The sequence below is a fragment of the Streptomyces sp. LX-29 genome, from assembly GCF_029541745.1.
GTDB lineage: Bacteria > Actinomycetota > Actinomycetes > Streptomycetales > Streptomycetaceae > Streptomyces.
The window spans coordinates 4,577,165-4,597,150 of record NZ_CP089746.1 but is presented as its reverse complement, the minus strand read 5'-3'; the positions used below and the strand labels follow the sequence as shown (position 1 = coordinate 4,597,150).

19 protein-coding genes are annotated in these 19,986 nt (G+C 71.9%); 6 read left to right on the top strand and 13 right to left on the bottom strand.

The features are described from left to right. Positions 1-54 precede the first annotated feature (54 nt). From LRS74_RS19830 to LRS74_RS19815, 4 genes are all read left to right on the top strand, one after another. Complete coding sequence (locus LRS74_RS19830; RefSeq protein WP_277744838.1) at positions 55-1,692, top strand: HAMP domain-containing sensor histidine kinase; 1,638 nt, start codon at positions 55-57, stop codon at positions 1,690-1,692. Then, positions 1,689-2,390: a hypothetical protein gene (locus LRS74_RS19825; protein WP_277742252.1), complete on the top strand. Its 702-nt coding sequence runs from the start codon at positions 1,689-1,691 to the stop codon at positions 2,388-2,390. The genes LRS74_RS19830 and LRS74_RS19825 overlap by 4 nt, the downstream gene beginning before the upstream one ends. A 164-nt stretch (positions 2,391-2,554) precedes the next feature. After that, complete coding sequence (locus tag LRS74_RS19820) at positions 2,555-3,148, top strand: VanZ family protein (RefSeq protein ID WP_277742251.1); 594 nt, start codon at positions 2,555-2,557, stop codon at positions 3,146-3,148. Between the two features lie 61 nt (positions 3,149-3,209). After that, positions 3,210-3,413, top strand: a complete 204-nt coding sequence (locus LRS74_RS19815) for a PspC domain-containing protein (RefSeq protein WP_144385434.1) — start codon at positions 3,210-3,212, stop codon at positions 3,411-3,413. 61 nt (positions 3,414-3,474) lie between these two features. Here LRS74_RS19815 and LRS74_RS19810 read toward each other — a convergent pair whose 3' ends face one another. From LRS74_RS19810 to LRS74_RS19800, 3 genes are all read right to left on the bottom strand, one after another. After that, positions 3,475-4,200, bottom strand: coding sequence for a hypothetical protein (locus tag LRS74_RS19810; protein WP_277742250.1), 726 nt, complete (start codon positions 4,198-4,200; stop codon positions 3,475-3,477). A 209-nt stretch (positions 4,201-4,409) separates the two neighbouring features. Further along, entirely contained in the window at positions 4,410-4,910 is a 501-nt protein-coding gene (locus tag LRS74_RS19805; protein WP_277745053.1) for a hypothetical protein, read from the bottom strand. A gap of 146 nt (positions 4,911-5,056) precedes the next feature. Then, entirely contained in the window at positions 5,057-6,226 is a 1,170-nt protein-coding gene (locus LRS74_RS19800) for an adenosine deaminase (RefSeq protein WP_277742249.1), read from the bottom strand. Positions 6,227-6,328: 102 nt separating this feature from the next. On the opposite strand from LRS74_RS19800, the gene LRS74_RS19795 reads away from it, so the two are divergent. After that, positions 6,329-7,093 carry an alpha/beta hydrolase gene (locus LRS74_RS19795; RefSeq protein WP_277742248.1) on the top strand — a complete coding sequence of 255 codons (765 nt, stop codon included), beginning with the start codon at positions 6,329-6,331 and terminating at the stop codon, positions 7,091-7,093. Between the two features lie 125 nt (positions 7,094-7,218). Here LRS74_RS19795 and LRS74_RS19790 read toward each other — a convergent pair whose 3' ends face one another. Continuing rightward, the gene (locus LRS74_RS19790) at positions 7,219-8,214 is read right to left on the bottom strand and encodes a LysR family transcriptional regulator (protein WP_277742247.1); all 996 of its coding nucleotides are present in this window, start codon (positions 8,212-8,214) and stop codon (positions 7,219-7,221) included. A 63-nt stretch (positions 8,215-8,277) separates the two neighbouring features. On the opposite strand from LRS74_RS19790, the gene LRS74_RS19785 reads away from it, so the two are divergent. Beyond that, on the top strand, positions 8,278-9,699 hold the full coding sequence (locus tag LRS74_RS19785) for an MFS transporter (protein WP_277742245.1): 1,422 nt from the start codon (positions 8,278-8,280) through the stop codon (positions 9,697-9,699). A 142-nt stretch (positions 9,700-9,841) separates the two neighbouring features. On the opposite strand, the gene LRS74_RS19780 is transcribed toward LRS74_RS19785, so the two are convergent. From LRS74_RS19780 to LRS74_RS19740, 9 genes are all read right to left on the bottom strand, one after another. After that, the gene (locus LRS74_RS19780) at positions 9,842-10,600 is read right to left on the bottom strand and encodes a collagen-like protein (RefSeq protein WP_277742244.1); all 759 of its coding nucleotides are present in this window, start codon (positions 10,598-10,600) and stop codon (positions 9,842-9,844) included. Continuing rightward, the gene (locus tag LRS74_RS19775) at positions 10,597-10,869 is read right to left on the bottom strand and encodes a hypothetical protein (RefSeq protein WP_144385427.1); all 273 of its coding nucleotides are present in this window, start codon (positions 10,867-10,869) and stop codon (positions 10,597-10,599) included. The genes LRS74_RS19780 and LRS74_RS19775 overlap by 4 nt, the downstream gene beginning before the upstream one ends. Before the next feature lie 421 nt (positions 10,870-11,290). After that, the gene (locus LRS74_RS19770; RefSeq protein ID WP_277742243.1) at positions 11,291-12,568 is read right to left on the bottom strand and encodes a thymidine phosphorylase; all 1,278 of its coding nucleotides are present in this window, start codon (positions 12,566-12,568) and stop codon (positions 11,291-11,293) included. Between the two features lie 99 nt (positions 12,569-12,667). Next, positions 12,668-13,066: a cytidine deaminase gene (locus tag LRS74_RS19765; RefSeq protein ID WP_277742242.1), complete on the bottom strand. Its 399-nt coding sequence runs from the start codon at positions 13,064-13,066 to the stop codon at positions 12,668-12,670. Further along, on the bottom strand, positions 13,063-14,352 hold the full coding sequence (locus LRS74_RS19760; protein WP_277742241.1) for an ABC transporter permease: 1,290 nt from the start codon (positions 14,350-14,352) through the stop codon (positions 13,063-13,065). Before LRS74_RS19760 ends, LRS74_RS19765 begins: the two co-directional genes overlap by 4 nt. Continuing rightward, on the bottom strand, positions 14,352-15,461 hold the full coding sequence (locus LRS74_RS19755; RefSeq protein WP_277742240.1) for an ABC transporter permease: 1,110 nt from the start codon (positions 15,459-15,461) through the stop codon (positions 14,352-14,354). The genes LRS74_RS19760 and LRS74_RS19755 overlap by 1 nt, the downstream gene beginning before the upstream one ends. Then, positions 15,458-17,068: an ABC transporter ATP-binding protein gene (locus tag LRS74_RS19750; protein WP_277744837.1), complete on the bottom strand. Its 1,611-nt coding sequence runs from the start codon at positions 17,066-17,068 to the stop codon at positions 15,458-15,460. The genes LRS74_RS19755 and LRS74_RS19750 overlap by 4 nt, the downstream gene beginning before the upstream one ends. A 248-nt stretch (positions 17,069-17,316) precedes the next feature. After that, the gene (locus tag LRS74_RS19745; protein WP_277742239.1) at positions 17,317-18,348 is read right to left on the bottom strand and encodes a BMP family ABC transporter substrate-binding protein; all 1,032 of its coding nucleotides are present in this window, start codon (positions 18,346-18,348) and stop codon (positions 17,317-17,319) included. Between the two features lie 205 nt (positions 18,349-18,553). Then, complete coding sequence (locus tag LRS74_RS19740; protein WP_277742238.1) at positions 18,554-19,837, bottom strand: amidohydrolase; 1,284 nt, start codon at positions 19,835-19,837, stop codon at positions 18,554-18,556. Positions 19,838-19,986: the final 149 nt, after the last annotated feature.

The following is a 19,986-nucleotide window of genomic DNA, read 5'->3' as shown; positions in this document are numbered from 1 at the left end:
GAGAGTGAAGAGCCCAGCCGCGCCCGCGGCTGGGCCGCCGGGCTGTTGCAGTGGATGAGCCTGCGGCTGCGGCTGATGCTCGTGTTCGCGCTGGTGGCGCTGGCGGCCGCGGTGTCGGCCTCGGCCATCGCGTACTGGCTGAACCGGGACGCGGTGCTGACCCGTACCCAGGACGCGGCGCTGCGGGAGTTCCGCAAGTCGTTGAAGGACACCACGGATTCGCTGCCGCGCGTCCCCGACTGCTCGGATCTGCGCAGCGCCGCGGAGAAGATGGCGGACAACACCCAGAAGTACGAGGTGTTGCTGATCGCCACCACGCACGACGGCAAGAAGTGCATGGCGGCGTCGAAGAGCACCCTGCTCTCGCTGGACGTGGTGCCCAAGACGCTGCGTACACAGGTGAACGAGAAGCGTGAGGTCAACAGCTCCAACAGCGCTCCGTACCACCTGTACTGGCAGCGGATCACCGTCGACGGCACGCCCTATCTGGTGGGCGGCGCGAAGGTGATCGGCGGCGGGCCCACCGGCTACCTGATGAAGTCGCTGGACAACGAGCGCCAGGACCTGAACTCGCTGGCCTGGTCGCTGGGGATCGCCACCGCGCTGGCGCTGATCGGCTCCGCGCTGCTGGCGCAGGCCGCCGCGGCCACGGTGCTGCGGCCCGTGCAGCGGCTGGGCGAGGCCGCGCAGCGGTGGGGCGAGGGACAGCTGGACACCCGCCTACAGGTGTCGGGCGCGGACGAGCTGGCGAACCTGTCGCGCACCTTCAACCGCACCGCGGAACGGCTGCAGCAGCGGGTGGAGGAGCTGAGCGCCCGCGAGGCGGCCAGCCGGCGCTTCGTCGCTGACATGTCACACGAGCTGCGGACGCCGCTGACCGCCATCACCGCCGTCACGGAGGTGCTGGAGGAGGAGGCCGACGCGCTCGACCCGATGATCGCGCCCGCGGTGCAGCTGGTGGTGAGCGAGACCCGGCGGCTCAACAACCTGGTGGAGAACCTGATGGAGGTCACCCGCTTCGACGCGGGGACCGCCCGGCTGGTGCTGGACGACGTCGACGTCGCGGACCAGGTGACGGCGTGCGTCGACGTGCGGGCCTGGCTGGACGCGGTGGAGCTGGACGCGGAGCGCGGGATGATGGCCCGGCTCGACCCGCGCCGGCTGGACGTGATCCTGGCCAACCTCATCGGGAACGCGCTCAAGCACGGCGGTTCGCCGGTGCGGGTCTCGGTGCGCACCGAGGGCGACGAGCTGGTGATCAAGGTGCGGGACCACGGTCCGGGCATCCCCGAGGACGTGCTGCCGCACGTCTTCGACCGCTTCTACAAGGCCAGTGCCTCCCGGCCGCGTTCGGAGGGCAGCGGGCTGGGACTGTCGATCGCCCTGGAGAACGCGCACATCCACGGTGGCGAGATCACCGCGGAGAACTCCCCCGACGGCGGCGCGGTGTTCACCCTCCGACTGCCCCGGGACTCCTCGCCGTCGCCGGCCGCGGAGGCCAAGCCCGGCCAGTCGGGTCAGTCGGGTCAGTCCGGCCAGTCGGGGCAGGAGGCCGGGCCGGCGTCCGGCGCGGCCGTCGGCGACACCGGCACCGGCGGCGACGGCTCCGCGGGCGGTACGGACAAGGGCGGCGCGAGCGCCGGGGGCAGCGGCGGTGCCGGCGACGCGGCGGGCAAGGAGAAGACGCTATGAGCCGATGGCCCATACGGGTGACGGCGACCCGGCCGGACGCGGACGACCGACGTGCGACCCGGCCGGACGCGGACGACCGACGTGCGGCCCGGCGGAGCGGGGTGATCGTCGCCGCCGCGCTCGGCGCGCTCGCGATGACGGCCCTCGCCGGGTGCGGGATCCGCGGCACCGCGGTCCCGGTGGACGCCGGGGCCGCCCCCTCGCGCGCCTCGTGCGACGCGCCCGAGGGGAAGCCCACCACCCGGCCGGCCGTCCGCGGCTCGGCCACCGTCTACCTGGAGTGCCTCTCGCAGGTGCAGCCGGTGGACCGGGGCGAGCGGCCGGCGGGCGCGTCGATGTCCACCGATCCGGCGCAGGTCGCCCGCGCCCTGCTGGCCGAGCTGCGGCAGCGGCCGTCGGCGGCCGAGCGCAAGGCGGGGTACGGCACCGAGGTGCGCGCGGGCCTCACCGTCTCCGGTCCCGCGAAGGGCGACCCCGTCGAGGCTTTGCGGATGAGCAGCCGACCGGAGGAGCTCCCGTCGACCGCGCTGGCGCAGATCATCTGCACCTACGCCAGCTCGCCGGCGACCTCCGACGCCGACCGCCAGGTGGTGCTGGGCGGGCCGGACCACGACGATCCGCTGCGCCGCTACGCCTGCACGGAGGCGCTGCGCGAGCACCCCGAGAGCGCGCTGAGCTCGGGCACGCCGCTGTCCTGAGCACCGGGCCGGGCCTCGTCATATGGCGGTGGCGTCGGCCGTTTGGCCTGATCGCGCCGGTGTGCCGGGCTCGGCACACCGGCCGCGCTTTTGACCCGACGCGTCGGTAACAGCACTGTGACCAGCGCGGTGCCCACGGAACCGGGAGCCGCGGGGCAGACGTCATGTCAGGCGTGCAGGGTCATGGTTCCGGCCGCAAGGCCGCATTCCGCTTCCGCGCGGCGGGCTTCGTACTTCTCGCCGCTCACCTTTCGTATGTCTGCTGGGCGATCCTGCGCCCGCTCGACGTGCCCTATGTGACCCCGGTGTCCCTGGAGCCGCTGTCGAGCATCCGCGCGGATCTGGAGCTCGGGCCGCGGGAGGCCGTGCGCAGCATGGGCCGTGAGCTGCTGCTGCTGGCCCCGCTGGGGGTGCTGCTGCCGCTGGCCGCGGGGCGGGTGGCGGCGCGCCGACTCACCTCGCTGGCCCGTACGGTCTTCACCGGCGCGATGATCTCGCTCACCATCGAGGTGCTGGACAGCCGGGCCACCGGCCAGGTCGTCAACATCGACACGGTGCTGCTCAACACCGCCGGAGTGGCGCTGGCGCACCTGGCCGTGGTGCCCGCCGTCAGGGGTTGGCTACGCCGCCGGGCGGACCGCCGGGAACCGGCGGCCCTCCCTCGGGACGAGGAGCCGCGACCGGTGACCCCGAGGATCTCCAGGGTCGCCATCGCCCCGTGGAGCGACGCTCTGTCCGGTGCCCGCCCCTACCGTTGAGGACATCGAGCCACCGCGCCCCGCGTCGTAGGCGGGACGCGCGTCCACGAAGGAGTCGCTCATGTCCGCCGCACTCGTACGCCCTCGACACAACCGCAGGATCGCCGGCGTCTGCGCGGCGCTGGCCCAGCGTTTCGGGATGTCCGCGAAGACCATGCGGGTGATCTTCGTCGTCTCGTGTCTGCTGCCGGGCCCGCAGTTCCTGCTCTATCTGGCGCTGTGGGCGCTGCTGCCCGGGGAGAAGGCGTACCGCGAGGCCTGGTGACGCCGGCGCCGCGGGGCGGTGGCCCCGCGGCGGGCCGGGAGCCGAGCCGGCCCCGCGCCGGTCAGGCCCCGAGCTTCTTGATCTGCTTGTCGACGACCTCCTGCGGCACCGGATAGCCGGCCGTCAGGTGCCGCAGGTCCAGAGCGGTGAAGGTGGCGATGGTCGCGTCCGACCGGACGGCGACGAAGTGCATGACGATCTTCTGCCCCTGGGACACGGCGGTCATGGTGTAGGCCACGGTGTCGTCGGCACGCGTCGGGACGTCGAGGGCGCGCACCTCGCCGTAGCCCACCGTGTTGCCGTCGAGGGTGGTCTCGAAGCCCTTGCCGCACGCGGCCAGGGCCGCCTCGAGGTCACGCATGTAGGACTCGGCGTCCGCGGCGTCGTAGGTGCTGAGCGCGGTGGTGACGCCCTTGGCCGGGTCGGCCTTGGCGTTGACGCCGCGCCGCACGGTCTCCCGCGCGGCCGCGCTGGGCTTGTCGCCGGTGGCGTCGGCCAGCGGCTGGCACTCGGGGTCGCTGGACGTGGGCTGACCGCTGGCCCAGCCGTCGGGCTTGCCCTGGTTGACGGTGTAGTCGGCGAGGTCGGCGCTGGCGATGATCAACCGGTCGAGCGGCGAGGGGGCGGCCGTGGCGCTGCTGGCTCCCTTGTCGCCCCTGTCACCGCCGCCTCCCGGGCCGCCCTTGTCGTCGTCGCCGTCCGAGCCGGCGCAGGCGGTGGTCAGCGCCAGCGCGGCCATGGTCAGCAGGGCAGCCAGCCCCGTGGTCTTCCTCGCACGCTTGCGCACGTGACGTTCACACCCCGTTGTCTGTCGCGTTGTTCGGCCCGACTCTCGCCCGGGCGGGGCGTACGCGTGCCGTCATCTGCCGGATCCTGACATATGACGCGGGGGCCGCACACCCTGAGCGGGTGTGCGGCCCACCACTTCGTGACGCGGCGTGGTCGTCCCTCGGCCCGGCAGGGGAGCGCGCCGCGTCGACCGGGGCGCGCGGCGCCTCAGCCCAGGAGTCCGCCGCCCGGCAGGCTGTTGGTGGGCAGGCCGTTGGCGACGGGCAGGCCGCCGAGCAGGCCCTTCTTCGCGGGCTGCTGCGGCTGAGCGGCCTGCTGCGGCTGCGCCGCCTGCTGGGGGTGCTGCGGCTGGGCGGCCTGCTGCGGCTGCTGGGACTGCGCGGGGTGGTGGACGTGCTGGCCCGTCTCGCCCGGCCTGGCGGCGGGCTGCGCCGGCTTGACGGCGGGCTGGCCGGGCTTGGCGGCCGGCTTGCCCTTCTTGCCGTGCTGGGACTTGGCCTGCTCGATCTCCTTGCCCGTCTTGTGCTGGAGCTGCTTCTTGTACGCGGCCTTCTGCTCGGTGACCTCGTGACGCTCCAGGGCCCCGGCGACGGGGTCGGCGAAGCTGTGGACGTTGGGACCGGCCGCCGCGGCGGTTCCGGCTCCAGCGGCGACAGCGGCGGCTCCGAGCGCGACGACTCCGAGGGTCTTGATGGTTCCGTGCTTCATGAATTCAGTCCTTGCTGCGGAGAACTTGAGCGACACAAAAAACTAGCCACCGAATTGCCCGCGCCGCAAACCACAAGCCCTAAACAGCGAAAACGGCCGGGGGGTATTCCACCGGCCGTTTTCCTTCATTTTCCGCTTATCTGCCCTCAGCCCTCATCGCTGACAGACTCGCTGGTCACGGCCGTGGTCGCGGCGGCCTGCCGGAACAGCCATTCGGACTTCAGCTCAGCATATCCCGGCTTGATGACGTCATTGATCATGGCAAGACGTTCACCGAAAGGAATGAATGCGGACTTCATCGCATTAACGGTAAACCACTGCATGTCATCGAGCGTGTAACCGAAGGTGGAGACCAGGTGCTCGAATTCCCGGCTCATGCTGGTGCCGCTCATGAGGCGGTTGTCGGTGTTCACCGTGGCACGGAAGTGCAGTCGGCGCAGCAGGCCGATCGGGTGCTCGGCGTAGGAGCTGGCGGCACCGGTCTGCAGGTTGGAGGTGGGGCACATCTCCAGCGGGATGCGCTTGTCGCGCACGTAGCTGGCGAGCCGGCCGAGCTCGACGGTACCGTCCTCGGCGACCTGGATGTCGTCGATGATGCGGACGCCGTGGCCGAGCCGGTCGGCGCCGCACCACTGGAGCGCCTGCCAGATGGAGGGCAGCCCGAAGGCCTCACCGGCGTGGATGGTGAAGTGGTTGTTCTCCCGCTTGAGGTACTCGAAGGCGTCCAGGTGGCGGGTGGGCGGGAAGCCGGCCTCGGCGCCCGCGATGTCGAAGCCGACGACGCCCAGGTCGCGGTAGCGGTTGGCCAGCTCCGCGATCTCCAGGGCGCGGGCGGCGTGCCGCATCGCGGTGAGCAGCGCGCCGACGCGGATGCGGTGACCGTTGACCTTGGCGCGACGCTCGCCCTCGCGGAAGCCCTCGTTCACGGCCTCGACGACCTCTTCGAGGGTCAGTCCGGCCTCCAGGTGCTGCTCGGGGGCGTACCGCACCTCGGCGTAGACGACACCGTCCTCCGCCAGGTCCTCGGCGCACTCGGCGGCGACCCGGACCAGCGCCTCGCGGGTCTGCATGACGGCGCAGGTGTGGGAGAAGGTCTCCAGGTAGCGCTCGAGCGAGCCGGAGTCGGCGGCCTCTCGGAACCAGACGCCGAGCTTGTCGGGCTCGGTCTCCGGCAGGGCGTCATAGCCGACCTCGCGGGCGAGGTCGATGATGGTGCCGGGGCGCAGCCCGCCGTCGAGGTGGTCGTGGAGCAGCACCTTGGGCGCACGGCGGATCTGGTCAGAGGTGGGGCGTTCGTTGTTCGAGCTCGTCGTCATCTTCGCACCATAGCCCCTACGCGCGTAGATCGCCCGCGATAGATACGCAACAGTGACCGCGCGCGGGGTGGTGGACACCGCCCCTTCTGCCATCGTTCTGCCATGGCTCAGCAAACGTTGGCGGAACGCGGGGCCCGGCTCGGGCGCCCGATGGGCGCGGCGGGCGCCGGACGCACCGTACACGGCGTGGTGCTGCTGCTCCCTCCGGGCAGGTCGGAGGGGACCGGTCGGCCCTCCCCGCTGGCCGCCGCGCGGGTGCGGCCGCTGGCCCGGCACCTGGTGAAGGCGGCCCGACACGAGGGGCTGACCGCGCACGTCGTCCGCTACCGCTGCCGGGGCTGGAACGGCTCCTCGGCCCACCCGGCCGACGACGCCCGCTGGGCCGCCGACGAGGTGGTGCGCCGCTACGGCGACGTGCCCATCTGCCTGGCCGGCCACGGCATGGGCGCCCGGGCCGCCCTGCACGCCGCCGACCACCCCGCGGTCGCCTCGGTGCTGGCCCTGTCCCCCTGGTTCCCCGAGCCGGACGTGGCGCGGACCCCCGACCCGGTCCGCCAGCTCATCGGCCGTCAGGTCCTGATCGCCCACGGCACCAACGACGAGCGCACCGATCCCGACCTCTCCTACCGCCTCGCCGAGCGCGCCAAGAAGGTCAACCGCGACGTGTGCCGCTTCGAGGTGCACTCCGACGGCCACCACCTCCACCAGCACCACGCCGAAGTCCAGGCCCTCGCCGCCGACTTCCTCCTCGGCTCCCTCTTCGCGCACGCCTTCTCCCGCCCCGTCGCGGACGCCTTCGCCGCCCCGCCCCCACTCGGTCTGCGGATGCCGCTGGCCGCGGGCTTCGGCGGGTCGCTGCGGCGCTGAGACGGCGCGCCGACGACGCCGAGGGATGCCCCGGCAGGCTCCACGAGGCCAAAGGAGGCCCCGAGGAAGCCCGAGGAAGCCGAGGCGGAGACCGCGACGGAGGCCGAGGCTGCCGGCAACGCGGCTCAGCGGGGCAGCAGTTGGCCGCGCCGGCTGAGGAGGAAGCGCTTGAAGGCGGCGACGGGCGGCGTGTCGGGGTGGCCGTCGAGCCAGGCGACGCCGATCGCGCGGACGGCGCGGGGAGCGGTCACGGTGAGCTCGGCGACGCCGGGGCGCGGGACGGCGGGCGGCGGCAGCAGGGCCACGCCGAGGCCGGCGGCGACCAGGCCGCGAAGGGTCTCGGCCTCCTCCCCCTCGAAGGCGATCCTGGGGGTGAATCCGGCCTCGGCGCACAGCGCGTCGGTGATGCGACGCAGTCCGTAGCCGGGTTCCAGGGTGACGAAGAGCTCCGTGGACGCCTCGGCGAGCCGGATCCGCTTGCGGCCGGCCAGGCGGTGGTCCTCGGGGACGACGAGTCGGAGCTTCTGTTCGTCGAGACGACGGGCGACCAGGTCGGGGGCGTCGGGGACGGGCGAGGTCAGACACAGGTCGAGGTCGCCCGCGCGCATCCGTTCCAACATGGCCTCGCCGTAGTTCTGGACGAGTTGGAAGCGCACCCGGGGGTGGTCGACGCGGAAGGCGCGGATCAGGCCGGGTACGGTCTCCCAGCCGAGGGTGTGCAGAAAGCCGAAGGCGACCTTGCCGGCGGCCGGGTCGGCGTCGGCGCGCACCGACTCGGCGGCGCGGTCGACCTCGGCGAGCGCGCGCTCGGTGGAGGCGAGGAAGGCGCGCCCGGCGGGGGTGAGCGCCACGGCCCGGCCGCGCCGGGCGAACAGCGCGACGCCCAGGTCCTGTTCGAGCCGGGCCATGGCGCGGCTGAGCGTGGACTGGGGCATGCCGAGCTCATGGGCGGCGCGGGTGACGTGCTCGTGCCGGGCGACGGCGGCGAACTGCGCCAGCCGCGGGGCGAGCGTCGCCGCCCAGGACTCCGAGTCGACGTCCGTGGCCTCGTTCGTCACGGTGATGTCTTTTCCGTTGCTAACGCGTGACACCCGACGCGCTGACCTCTGCTCATGCTGCACAGCATCGATTATCGAGGTTTTGTGCATTGGACGCATGAGCTGTCGATCTCTACCGTCGGATACATGCCTCCTGCAGATACCAAGGCGTCCACCGGAACACCCGTGGACGCCGGCTCCTCGTCTTCCGCCGTTTCCGCGGCTTCTTCCGCCGCCTCCACGGCCTCTTCCTCTTCTGCTGACTCTTCTGCCGGCTCTTCTGCCGACGCTTCTGCCGGCTCCTCTCCTTCTTCCGCTTCCTCCGCGGGTCTGTTGGAGCCCGGTGAGCCCGGCTACCGCCGGATGAGCTTCGCCCTCTTCGCCGCCGGAGTCGCCGCCTTCGCGCTGCTCTACTCCACCCAGGCCCTGCTCCCCGCGATCTCCGCCGACCTCGGCGTGACGGCCGATCAGGCGAGCTGGACCGTGTCCGCCGCCACCGGCGCGCTGGCGCTGGCCGTGCTTCCGCTGAGCGTCCTCTCGGAGCGGTTCGGACGGCGGGCGATGATGACCGCCTCGCTGTGTGTCGCCGCCTTCGTGGCGCTGCTGATCCCGCTCGCCCCCGGCCTGGGCTGGCTGATCGCGCTCCGCGCGGTGCAGGGCGTGGCGCTGGCCGGGCTGCCGGCCTCGGCGATGGCGTACCTGGCGGAGGAGGTACGCCCCAAGGCGCTGGTGGGCGCGATCGGGCTGTTCGTGGCGGGCAACAGCATCGGCGGCATGTCCGGCCGCATCCTCACCGGCTGGGTGGCCCAGGTGTGGGGCTGGCGGGCGGGGCTCGCCGCGGTGGGGCTGCTGGCCGTGGCCTCCGCCGTCGCCTTCCGGCTGCTGCTGCCCAAGGCCCGGAACTTCACCCCGAGCCCGGTCAGCCCGCGCGCGCTGGCCCGGACCGTCGCCGGGCACCTGACCGACGCGCTGCTCTGCCGGCTGTACGCCATCGGCGCGCTGTTCATGACGGTCTTCGGCGCCGTCTACACGGTCATCGGCTACCGACTCGCCGGCGAGCCCTTCGGGCTGCCGCAGGGCGTGGTCGGCTCCATCTTCCTCGTCTACCTGGTCGGCACCGCCTCCTCGGCCGCCGCCGGGCAGCTGGTCGGCCGGCTCGGCCGACGCGGCGCGCTCTACCTGGCGGTGGGCACCACGGCGGCGGGTCTGCTGCTCACCCTGTCGACCTCGCTGGCCGCCGTGCTGCTGGGGCTGGTCCTGATCACCGCCGGCTTCTTCGCCGGGCACGCGGTCGCCTCGTCCTCCGTCAGCCGTGCCGCCCACACCGGCCGGGCGCAGGCGTCCGCCCTCTACCAGAGCGCGTACTACATCGGCAGCAGCGTGGGCGGCGCCCTCGGCGCGCTCGCCTTCCGCGCCGCCGGCTGGGAAGGCACGGTCGTCCTCGGCCTGTTCGCCATGGCCGCGGCCGCCGGGATCACCCTCTACGCCACGCGCAAGGCCCTGGTCGAGCGGCGCCTGGTCGCCGCGTCCCCGGTCCGCGCCGCGCGGCCGGTGGTGGTGCGCCACTGACGCCGGCCGACGACCGGCGGTGACGAGTGACACCGCCGGCGGCCGACTGCGGCGAGGGGGCGGGTCCGGTGCCGGACCCGCCCCCTCGCTCCGTCTCTCCCCGCCGGTGGCCGGTCCGCGCCTCCCGGCCGGCGGCGCCGGCTCAGTCCGCCGCGCCCGCCCGTTCCCGTCCCGCTCCCTTGGTCCACCGCGACAGCGGTCTCGTCAGGATCGGCGGGGCGCCGTCATGACGGCACATCAGGGCGGCGGGGTCGTACGGGGGTGGCTGGAGGGTGTAGCCGCTGGGACAGGGCGAGGCCGGGTCGCCCTGGGGTCCGCGCTCGCCGGGTTCGCCGCGCTCGCCCTGCGGGCCGCGCTCACCCGCGGGCCCGGGTGGGCCCGCAGCGCCGGACGGGCCGACGGCGCCCGGGAGACCGTCGGCCCCGGGCGCCCCGGCCGGGCCGGCCGCACCCGCCGGGCCGTCGGGGCCGGCGGGCCCGGTCGGACCGGCGGGGCCGAGGACGCCCGGGGCGCCGGACGGGCCGGGCCCGCCCCGGCCCCCACGGGGCCCGCGCTCGCCGTGGGCCCCGGGTGCGCCGGGCGATCCCGGGGCACCCGCCACCACGGCGGGCACCGGGACGCTCACCCGCGACACCAGGTCGCGCACCGCCTCCGCGGGGTCGGGGGCGGCCGGGGTGTCGCCATGGGCCCGAACCTGGTCGCGCAGCGTCCGTACGTCCCGGGCCAGCGTGGACAGGGCCACTCCGCGCCGGTCGGCCTCGGCCGCCATCGCGGCCGCGCGGCGGTCCCCGGCGTTGATCCGCGCCCACAGGATCACCGCGACCCCGGACAGGGCGAGGAGCACGCACACGAGAACGATGCCGCGCCAACGAAACGCGAGCAGCCGCTCGATCCGGGTCACGGGGTCCCTCCGAGTCGGTGATTGTCCATCCGCAGCCGGGCGATCTCGGTCTGGTCCGCCGTGCGTTGCGCGATGAGCTCGGCAAGCTTGGTGTCCCGTTCCGCGAGCTGCCGCTCCAGCCGGTCGCGTTCCGCCTGGAGTTTCTCGGTCAGGCTGGAGTATCCGGTCAGCGCGTTCTCACCGCGCTTCCCCAGGTACGCCGCCACGGCCGCGCCCAGGACCCCGACGGAGGCCAGGAACGAGCCGAACAAGGTCACGGTGGCATCCACGCGACTGCCTCCTTCCGAGCGCCCCCGGCCACACCCCCCGGCCCTCAACTCCTTGTAACGAGTTATCGGAAAATAAGTGACGACACATGACAGAAGTGGACCGATTGGAGTCATTGTCAGACTGCGTCGCAGCCGACTGGCCATCAGAACCCCGGGAGCGGGGGGAACTCCGGGAGCGAGGCACGCCGCCTCCGGGGGACCGACGGGTGCCCGTCCGGTGCCCGGCCAGCGCCCCACCGGAGCTCCGCCGGGAGCCGGACCGGGGCCAGACCGGGGGTGGGACCGGGGCAAGGCCCGGGGCCGGATCGTGTCCGGAAACGACGACGGGACCGGTGGTGGTCCACCGGTCCCGTTCACCCCCAGGGGGGAGATCCCTCGGGGAGGGAGACTCGCCCGTCCGGGCGCGTCGGATTACTCCGGATCAGGCGATCCGGTCCAGCACGATCGGCGCGGCCGTGAAGTCCGTGCCCGCCGGGGCGTACTCCGTGGAGCCCGCCAGGGCCTCCAGGGCGTAGTCGAACTTCTCCGGGGTGTCGGTGTGCAGGGTCAGCAGCGGCTGGCCCGCGGTGACCGTCTCGCCCGGCTTGGCGTGGATCTCGATGCCGGCGCCGGCCTGCACCGGGTCCTCCTTGCGGGCGCGGCCGGCGCCCAGGCGCCAGGCGGCGACGCCGACGGCGTAGGCGTCGAGCCTGGTGAGCACACCGGACTCGGCGGCCGTGACGACGTGCTGCTCCCGGGCGACCGGCAGCTCCGCGTCCGGGTCGCCGCCCTGCGCGGCGATCATGCGACGCCAGTGGTCCATCGCGGAGCCGTCGGCCAGCGCCTTGGCCGGGTCGGCGTCGGGCAGACCGGCCGCGACGAGCATCTCGCGCGCCAGGGCGACGGTCAGCTCGACGACGTCCGCCGGGCCGCCGCCGGCGAGCACCTCGACGGACTCGCGGACCTCGAGGGCGTTGCCCGCGGTGAGGCCCAGCGGGGTGGACATGTCGGTGAGCAGCGCGACGGTCTTGACGCCGTGGTCGGTGCCGAGGCCCACCATGGTGCTCGCCAGCTCGCGGGCGGCGTCGATGTCCTTCATGAAGGCGCCGGAGCCGACCTTGACGTCGAGCACCAGCGAGCCGGTGCCCTCGGCGATCTTCTTGGACATGATGGAGGAGGCGATCAGCGGGATCGCCTCGACCGTGCCGGTCACGTCGCGCAGCGCGTACAGCTTCTTGTCGGCCGGGGCCAGCCCGTCGCCGGCCGCGCAGATCACGGCGCCGACGTCGCTCAGCACGCCCAGCATCTCGTCGTTGGAGAGCAGCGCCCGCCAGCCCGGGATGGACTCCAGCTTGTCCAGGGTGCCGCCGGTGTGGCCGAGGCCGCGGCCGGAGAGCTGCGGCACGGCCGCGCCGCAGGCGGCGACCAGCGGGGCCAGCGGCAGCGTGATCTTGTCGCCGACGCCGCCGGTGGAGTGCTTGTCGGCGGTCGGGCGGGACAGCGAGGAGAAGTCCATCCGCTCGCCGGAGGCGATCATCGCGGCGGTCCAGCGGGCGATCTCGGACCGGTCCATGCCGTTGAGGAAGATCGCCATGGCGAGCGCGGACATCTGCTCGTCCGCGACCACGCCACGCGTGTAGGCGTCGATGATCCAGTCGATCTGGCCGTCGGTCAGACGGCCGCCGTCACGCTTGGTGCGGATGACGGAGATGGCGTCCATGGGTCGGGCTGCCTTTCTGGACGGGAATGCGCGCGTTCAGAGCGTACATATGACGGTAAACGCGCGCTTTACGCGTGTAGATTTTCGGGCTGAAAAAGATCAGCGTTCCAGGTCGGAGGGGCCGAAGGCGTCCGGCAGCAGCTCGGCCAGCCGCCGCACCCCCGTGGTGGTCTCCACCAGCAGCTCGGGGCCGCCGTGCTCCCACAGCAGCTGACGGCAGCGGCCGCACGGCATCAGCACGTCGCCGTTGCGGTCGCAGCAGGTGAAGGCCGTCAGCCGGCCGCCGCCGGTGGCGAACAGCTCGCCGACCAGACCGCACTCGGCGCACAGGGCCACCCCGTAGGAGGCGTTCTCCACATTGCAGCCGGAGACGATCCGGCCGTCGTCGACGTAGGCCGCCGCGCCCACCGGGAAGCCGGAGTACGGGGCGTAGGCCCGGGACATGGCGTCCCGGGCCTGCGCGCGCAGCGCCTCCCAGTCGTGGGGAGACTCGGTCACTTGCCCTGTCCCTTGCGGTAGGGCCTGCCGTTCGCCTTGGGCATTCGTAGCCGCTGTGCGGCCAGCGCCATGACCAGCAGGGTGACGATGTACGGGGTCGCGCTGACCAGCTCGCTGGGCACGGTGTCGGTCAGCAGGTACCAGACCAGCAGGACCGCGCCGGCGACGGCGTTGATCGCCGCGGCCACCAGGGCCTTGCGGTACACCTTCCACGCCGCGAAGAGCAGCAGCGCGATGCCGGCGATGAGCAGCAGCGCGTGCACGGTCGGGCCGCCGTTGCGCAGCTGGAGCGCGTCGGAGTAACCGAACAGGCCCGCGCCCATCGCCAGGCCGCCCGGGCGCCAGTTGCCGAACAGCATCGCGGCGAGGCCGATGTAGCCGCGGCCACCGGTCTGGCCCTCGTTGTAGATGTGCGAGCGGACCAGGGCGAGGAACACACCGCCGAGGCCGGCGAGCGCGCCGGAGGTGACCACGGCCGCGTACTTGTACAGGTAGACGTTGACGCCCAGCGACTCGGCGGCGGTCGGGTTCTCACCGCAGGACCGCAGCCGCAGACCGAAGGAGGTCTTCCACAGCACGAAGAAGGTGCCGACGACCAGGGCGATCGCCAGCAGGGTCAGCACCGAGACGTTGGTGACCAGACCGCCGAAGATGCCCGCGACGTCGGAGACGAAGAACTTGTGCTTGTCCTCGATGCCCTGGAGCCAGTCGGACAGCCCCGGCACGGTGATCGTGGGCAGGTCGTCGACCTGCGGCGACTGCTTGGGGCTGCCGCCCTCCTCGGTGAGCGGGCCGAACCACGCCTTGGCCAGGTAGGTGGTGGCACCGAGCGCGAGGATGTTGACCGCCACACCGGAGACGATGTGGTCGACGCCGAACGTGACGGTGGCGATCGCGTGCACCAGGCCGCCGACCGCGCCGCCGAGGACGCCGGCGAGGACGCCCACCCAGGGGTTGGTCTGGTAGCCCGCCCAGGCACCGAAGAAGGTGCCGAGGATCATCATGCCCTCGAGGCCGATGTTGACCACGCCGGCCCGCTCGGCCCACAGGCCGCCGAGGCCCGCCAGACCGATCGGCACCGCCATGGAGAGCGCGGCGGCGATCTGGTCGGAGGAGGTGATGGTGTGGAACGCGTCCTTCTCACCCGAGGAGACGAGCGCGGTCACCAGGGAGAGCAGGATCAGCCCGCCCGCGATGAGCAGCAGCACCTTGGCGAAGGTGAGCTTGTGGTGGATCTTGGTCTGGACCGCCGTGGCGGACTTGGGAGTGGTGGAAGTCGTGGCCATTACGCTGCCGCCTCCTGCTTCTTGGCCTGCGCGGCAAGCTCGGCGCCGACCTTCTGCTGCTGGCGCTTGAGGCCGTAGCGGCGCACCAGTTCGTACGCGATGACGACGCACAGGACGATGACGCCCTGCATGACGCCGACGATCTCCCGGTCGTACCCCTCGAACTCCAGGCGGCCCGCGCCACGCTCCAGGAAGCCCCACAGCAGGGCGGCCAGCGCGATGCCGACCGGGTTGTTGCGGCCCAGCAGCGCGATGGCGATGCCGGTGAAGCCGATGCCGGCCGGGAAGTCGGAGCTGTACTGGTGGGCGTCGTTGAGCAGCACCGGCATGCCGATGAGGCCGGCGACCCCGCCGGACAGCAGCATGGAGGTGATGATCATGCGCTTGACGTTGACACCGCTGGCGTCGGCGGCGGACTCGGAGCGGCCCACCGCGCGCAGGTCGAAGCCGAAGCGGGTGCGGCCCAGCAGGAACCAGAAGCCGACGCCCGCGAGCACCGCGACGACGATGAAGCCCCAGATCGGGTCCAGCCCGGGACCGGCCGGGATGGTGAAGAAGTGGCTGGACTCCGGCAGCGGGTCGGTGGAGACGATGTTGGTGTCCTTGTCCAGGACACCGAGCCGCCCGTCGACCAGCAGGTAGCTGATGAGGATGCCGGCGAGGGCGTTCAGCATGATCGTGCTGATCACCTCGCTGACGCCGCGGTAGACCTTGAGCAGCGCGGCGATGGAGGCCCACATCGCGCCGACCAGCATCGCGACCAGGATGATCAGCGGGATCTGCACGAAGCCGGGCAGCTCCAGCGCGCCGCCGACGACGGCCGCGAAGAAGGCGCCGAGCCGGTACTGGCCGTCCACACCGATGTTGAACAGGTTCATCCGGAAGCCGACGGCCACCGCGAGACCCGCGAGGAAGTAGGTCGTCGCCTTGTTCAGGATGTAGACCTGGCTGTCGGACTTGAAGCCGTACTCGAACATGATGCTGAAGGCGTTGAACGGCTCCTTGCCGGTCGCCGCCAGCACCAGGGCGGTCAGCAGGAAGGCGGCGGCCAGCGCGAGCGCCGGGGCAGCGACCGCCAGGAGCATCCGCTCCTTGTCGAATTTCTTCATCGGTCCTCTCCCCCAGCGTCCTCGGCACCGTCTTCCTGGTGTTCGAGATGGCCGGAAGCCGCGCCGGTCATGGCCGAGCCCAGCTCCTCAGGGGTGATCGTGGCGGGATCGGCGTCGGCGACCAGGCTGCCCCGGTACATGACGCGCAGGGTGTCGGACAGGCCGATCAGCTCGTCCAGGTCGGCGGAGATCAGCAGCACCGCCAGTCCTTCACGGCGCGCCTCGCGGATCTGGTCCCAGATCTGCGCCTGCGCGCCGACGTCCACACCGCGCGTGGGGTGCGCGGCGATCAGCAGCTTGGGGTGGTGGCTCATCTCACGGCCGACGATCAGCTTCTGCTGGTTGCCGCCGGAGAGCGAGGCCGCGGTGACCTCGATGCCGGGGGTGCGGACGTCGTACTCGGCCACGATCCGCTCGGTGTCACGGCGGGCGGCACCCGGGGCGAGGATGCCCCGCTTGCTGTTGGGCGCCTCGGTGACGTGCCCCAGGATGCGGTTCTCCCAGAGCGGGGCCTCCAGCAGCAGGCCGTGCCGGTGGCGGTCCTCGGGGATGTAGCCGATGCCGTCCTCACGCCGCTTGCGGGTGGGGGTGTGGCTGATGTCCGCGCCGTCCAGGGTGACGGTGCCCCGGTCGGGGGCGCGCATGCCCATGACCGCCTCGACCAGTTCGGCCTGGCCGTTGCCCTCCACACCGGCGATGCCCAGGACCTCGCCCTTGTGGATGGTGAAGGAGATCTCGTTGAGGACGGCCCGCTCCACGCCGTCGACGTCCCGGGCCTGCAGGTGCAGACCCTCCACGACGAGCATCGGGGTGTCGGTGACCGTGGACTCGCGGGTCTCCGGGGTGGGCAGCTCGCTGCCGACCATGAGCTCCGCGAGCTGCTTGGGCGTGGTCTCGGCGGGGACCGCGGTGCCCACCGTGGTGCCGCGCCGGATGACGGTGATGTCGTCGGCGACCGAGAGCACCTCGCCCAGCTTGTGGGAGATGAAGATGACGGTCAGGCCCTCGGCCTTGAGCTCGCGCAGGTTGTCGAAGAGCGCCTCGACCTCCTGCGGCACCAGCACCGCGGTCGGCTCGTCCAGGATGAGGATCCGGGCGCCGCGGTAGAGCACCTTGAGGATCTCCACCCGCTGCCGGTCGGCCACGCCGAGGTCCTCGACCAGCGCGTCGGGGCGCACACCCAGGCCGTACGCGTCCGAGATCTCCTGGATCTTGGCGCGGGCCTTGGAGCCGATGCCGTGCAGCTTCTCCGCGCCGAGGACGACGTTCTCCAGCACGGTGAGGTTGTCGGCGAGCATGAAGTGCTGGTGGACCATGCCGACACCGCGGGAGATGGCGTCACCCGGGGAGTGCAGCTCCACCAGCTCGCCGTTGATCGCGATGGTGCCCTCGTCGGGACGCTGCATCCCGTAGAGGATCTTCATCAGGGTCGACTTGCCCGCGCCGTTCTCGCCCATGAGGGCGTGCACGGTGCCACGGCGCACGGTGATGTCGATGTCGTGGTTGGCGACCACTCCGGGGAACCGCTTGGTGATTCCGCGCAGTTCTACGGCGACGCCTGAGGCGTCGACGGGTGGCTCGCCCGTGGTAGCGCTAGCGGCTTTGATGGCGCACTCCTGAGGATGGGGCGGGTCCGCCCGGGCGGGGGACGGGCGGGCGGGTTCTACGGGGGACGGACGCGGCACGGACCCGGGGAGACGGCACCCCCCAGGTCCGGACACACTTCATTTTGACGCGCGGCGGCCGGCCCTCATGTCGAGCGGCGGCCGGCCCCCGCGGCAGACGGGTGACGGCCCGGCGGCGCGGCCCCGGAGGGGGTCCATGTCCGCTGGGCCGTTCAGCCCTGCGGCCGTGATCAGCCCTTGTAGGTGTCGACGACCTTGATCTTGCCGTCGATGATCTTCTTCTTCGCCTCTTCGATCTTCGGCTTGATGTCGTCGATGAAGCCGCCGGAGTAGGAGACGTCGACGCCACCCTTCTTCAGGGAGTAGACCTGAACGCCGGTGAGCGGCTTCTTGTCCTTGACGACGCTCTTGACGAAGTCGTAGACGCCACCGTCGACCTGCTTGAGGGCGGAGGTCAGGATGGAGTTCTTGTAGTCCTTCAGACCCTTGTCGAAGTACTGGTCACCGTCGACGCCGATGGACCAGGTGCCCTTCTTCTTCGCCGTGGCCTCGATCGCGCCGGCGCCGGAGGAGCCCGCCGCGGAGTAGATCACGTCGATGTCCTTGGACAGCATGCCCTCGGCGATGTCCTTGCCGCGGTCCGGCATGCCGAAGCCCTTGGGGGTGCTGTCGACCCACTGGACGTCCAGGCTGGCCTTCGGGTTGGTGTCCTTCAGGCCCTGCTCGAAGCCGCCCGCGAACTTCTTGATCAGCGCGCTGTTGGTGCCGCCGATGAAGCCGACCTTGTCGCTCTTGGTCTTCAGGCCGGCCGCGACGCCCGCCAGGTAGGAGGACTCGTGCTCGGTGAAGACGATGGAGGCGACGTTCTTGGCCTCGACGACCGAGTCGACGATCGCGAAGTCGGTGTTCGGGTACTTCTTCGCCGCCTTGGCCAGGGCCGGGGTGTAGGCGTAGCCGACGCCGATGACCGGGTTGTAACCGGCGTCGGCGAGGTCGGCGAGCTTCTGGTAGCGGTCGGCGTCGGTGTCGCCGTCCTTGGCCGTCAGCTCCTTGCCCCCGATGCCCAGGTCCTCCTTGGCCTTGTCGAAGCCCTTGGCGGCGGAGTCGTTGAACGAGTGGTCGCCGCGGCCGCCGACGTCGAACGCAAGGCCGATGCCCTTGTCCTTGCTGCCTTCGTCGGAGCTGCTGCCACAGGCGGTGACGGAAAATGCGAGAGCCGCGGTGGCGATGCCCGCGACAGCGATAGTGGATACCCGGCGCACGAGGGGTCCCCTTCGGCTAGAAGCGCCTCCGTTGGCGCTGGTTTCGCGGAATCGTAACGCGCGTAGATGTCAGATAAAGGGGTGCTTCGAAGCCGTTATCGGATCGTCGCGAACCGGTCTTGACGATCACATCGACACTTTGTGTCGATCTCGTAAAGGGCTCGTCGCGCTCAGTTTCCCCCTGAACGCGACGTGTCCGACGCCCTTACGGAACGTGTCGGTCCAGCAGGGCGGCGGCGGTGAACAGCTCCACCCCGACCTTGATCGCCCCCTCGTCAACGTCGAAATCACCACGGTGCAGGTCATGCCGGGTGGAATCGCCGATCTTGCGTACGCCCAACCGGGCCATGGCGCCGGGCACCTTCTCCAGATACCAGGAGAAGTCCTCGCCACCCAGGCTCTGCTCAGTATCCTCCACCGAGTACGCCCCGCGCCGGGCCACCATCGCCCGCCGCAGCAGCTCCGCCGAGGCGGCCTCGTTGACCACCGGCGGCACCCCTCGGACATAGGTGATCTCCGACTTGGCGCCGTAGAGGGTGGCGACCTCGTCCACCGCGGTGTGCACCAGGTCGGGGGCGTCGTGCCAGGCGGGCAGGTCCAGGCAGCGAACCGTGCCGGCGAGCCCGGCGTGCTGCGGGATCACGTTGGCGGCGTGCCCGGTGACCAGCTGGCCCCAGGTGAGGGCGAGCCCCGAGCGGGTGTCCACCCGGCGGGCGAGCAGCGCGGGGACCTCGGTGGCCACCTTGGCGGCGGCCGTCACCAGGTCCGTGGTCAGATGCGGCCGCGCGGTGTGCCCGCCGGGGCCGCTGAGCTCGATCTCCAGCCGGTCGCAGGCCGAGGTGATCGGCCCGGTGCGCAGCCCGATCCTGCCCACGTCCACCCGCGGATCGCAGTGCAGCGCCAGGATCCGGCCCACGCCGTCCAGCGCCCCCGCGGCGACCGCGTCCGCGGCCCCGCCGGGCAGCACCTCCTCGGCGGGCTGGAAGACCAGCCGCACCGGACGCGGAAGCCGGCCCGCGCGCTCCATCTCGGCGAGGACCAGGCCGACGCCGAGCACCACGGTGGTGTGCACATCGTGTCCGCAGGCGTGGGCGCGGTCCGGGACGGTGGAGCGGTACGGAACGGTCTTGGTGTCCGGGATGGGCAGTGCGTCGATGTCCGCGCGCAGCGCCAGCATCGGGCGGCCGCCGTCCCAGGTGCCCACGTCGCAGATCAGCCCGGTGCCGGAGGGCAGCACCCGGGGGATGAGCCCCGCCTTCTCCAGTCGCGCCTTGATGGCCGCCGTGGTGCGGTACTCGCAGTTCCCCAACTCGGGGTGCATGTGCAAGTCGCGGCGGAAGGCGACGAGTTCGGTGCGTAGCCCCTCGGAGAGCACACCGTCCAGCCGTGCCTGCGCGGCGGGCGAACCCGCCTCCGGGGCGGCCGGCCCCGCCGCCTCCGCGGCGGTATCGGCCTCGGGAGAGAAGTCGCGGGACATCACATTGTTCACCCGATGAAGCGTATGCCGACGAAAGCACCGACCGGCGCTCGATCAACAAAATTTCAGCCCGATAGGGGACGGAAACCCGGCCAGGTTGCGCATGATCTACCTAGTCAGGGGGTATAACTGCGCTCTTTCTCAGAGTGTGGACATGAGAA

What these genes read in the sequence shown, in the direction of transcription:
- LRS74_RS19830 (WP_277744838.1), top strand. Translation starts at nt 55, where the DNA reads ATGAGCCTGCGGCTGCGGCTGATGCTCGTGTTCGCGCTGGTGGCGCTG.
- LRS74_RS19825 (WP_277742252.1), top strand. Translation starts at nt 1,689, where the DNA reads ATGAGCCGATGGCCCATACGGGTGACGGCGACCCGGCCGGACGCGGAC.
- LRS74_RS19820 (WP_277742251.1), top strand. Translation starts at nt 2,555, where the DNA reads ATGTCAGGCGTGCAGGGTCATGGTTCCGGCCGCAAGGCCGCATTCCGC.
- LRS74_RS19815 (WP_144385434.1), top strand. Translation starts at nt 3,210, where the DNA reads ATGTCCGCCGCACTCGTACGCCCTCGACACAACCGCAGGATCGCCGGC.
- LRS74_RS19805 (WP_277745053.1), bottom strand. Translation starts at nt 4,910, where the DNA reads ATGAAGCACGGAACCATCAAGACCCTCGGAGTCGTCGCGCTCGGAGCC.
- LRS74_RS19800 (WP_277742249.1), bottom strand. Translation starts at nt 6,226, where the DNA reads ATGACGACGAGCTCGAACAACGAACGCCCCACCTCTGACCAGATCCGC.
- LRS74_RS19795 (WP_277742248.1), top strand. Translation starts at nt 6,329, where the DNA reads ATGGCTCAGCAAACGTTGGCGGAACGCGGGGCCCGGCTCGGGCGCCCG.
- LRS74_RS19785 (WP_277742245.1), top strand. Translation starts at nt 8,278, where the DNA reads ATGCCTCCTGCAGATACCAAGGCGTCCACCGGAACACCCGTGGACGCC.
- LRS74_RS19770 (WP_277742243.1), bottom strand. Translation starts at nt 12,568, where the DNA reads ATGGACGCCATCTCCGTCATCCGCACCAAGCGTGACGGCGGCCGTCTG.
- LRS74_RS19760 (WP_277742241.1), bottom strand. Translation starts at nt 14,352, where the DNA reads ATGGCCACGACTTCCACCACTCCCAAGTCCGCCACGGCGGTCCAGACC.
- LRS74_RS19755 (WP_277742240.1), bottom strand. Translation starts at nt 15,461, where the DNA reads ATGAAGAAATTCGACAAGGAGCGGATGCTCCTGGCGGTCGCTGCCCCG.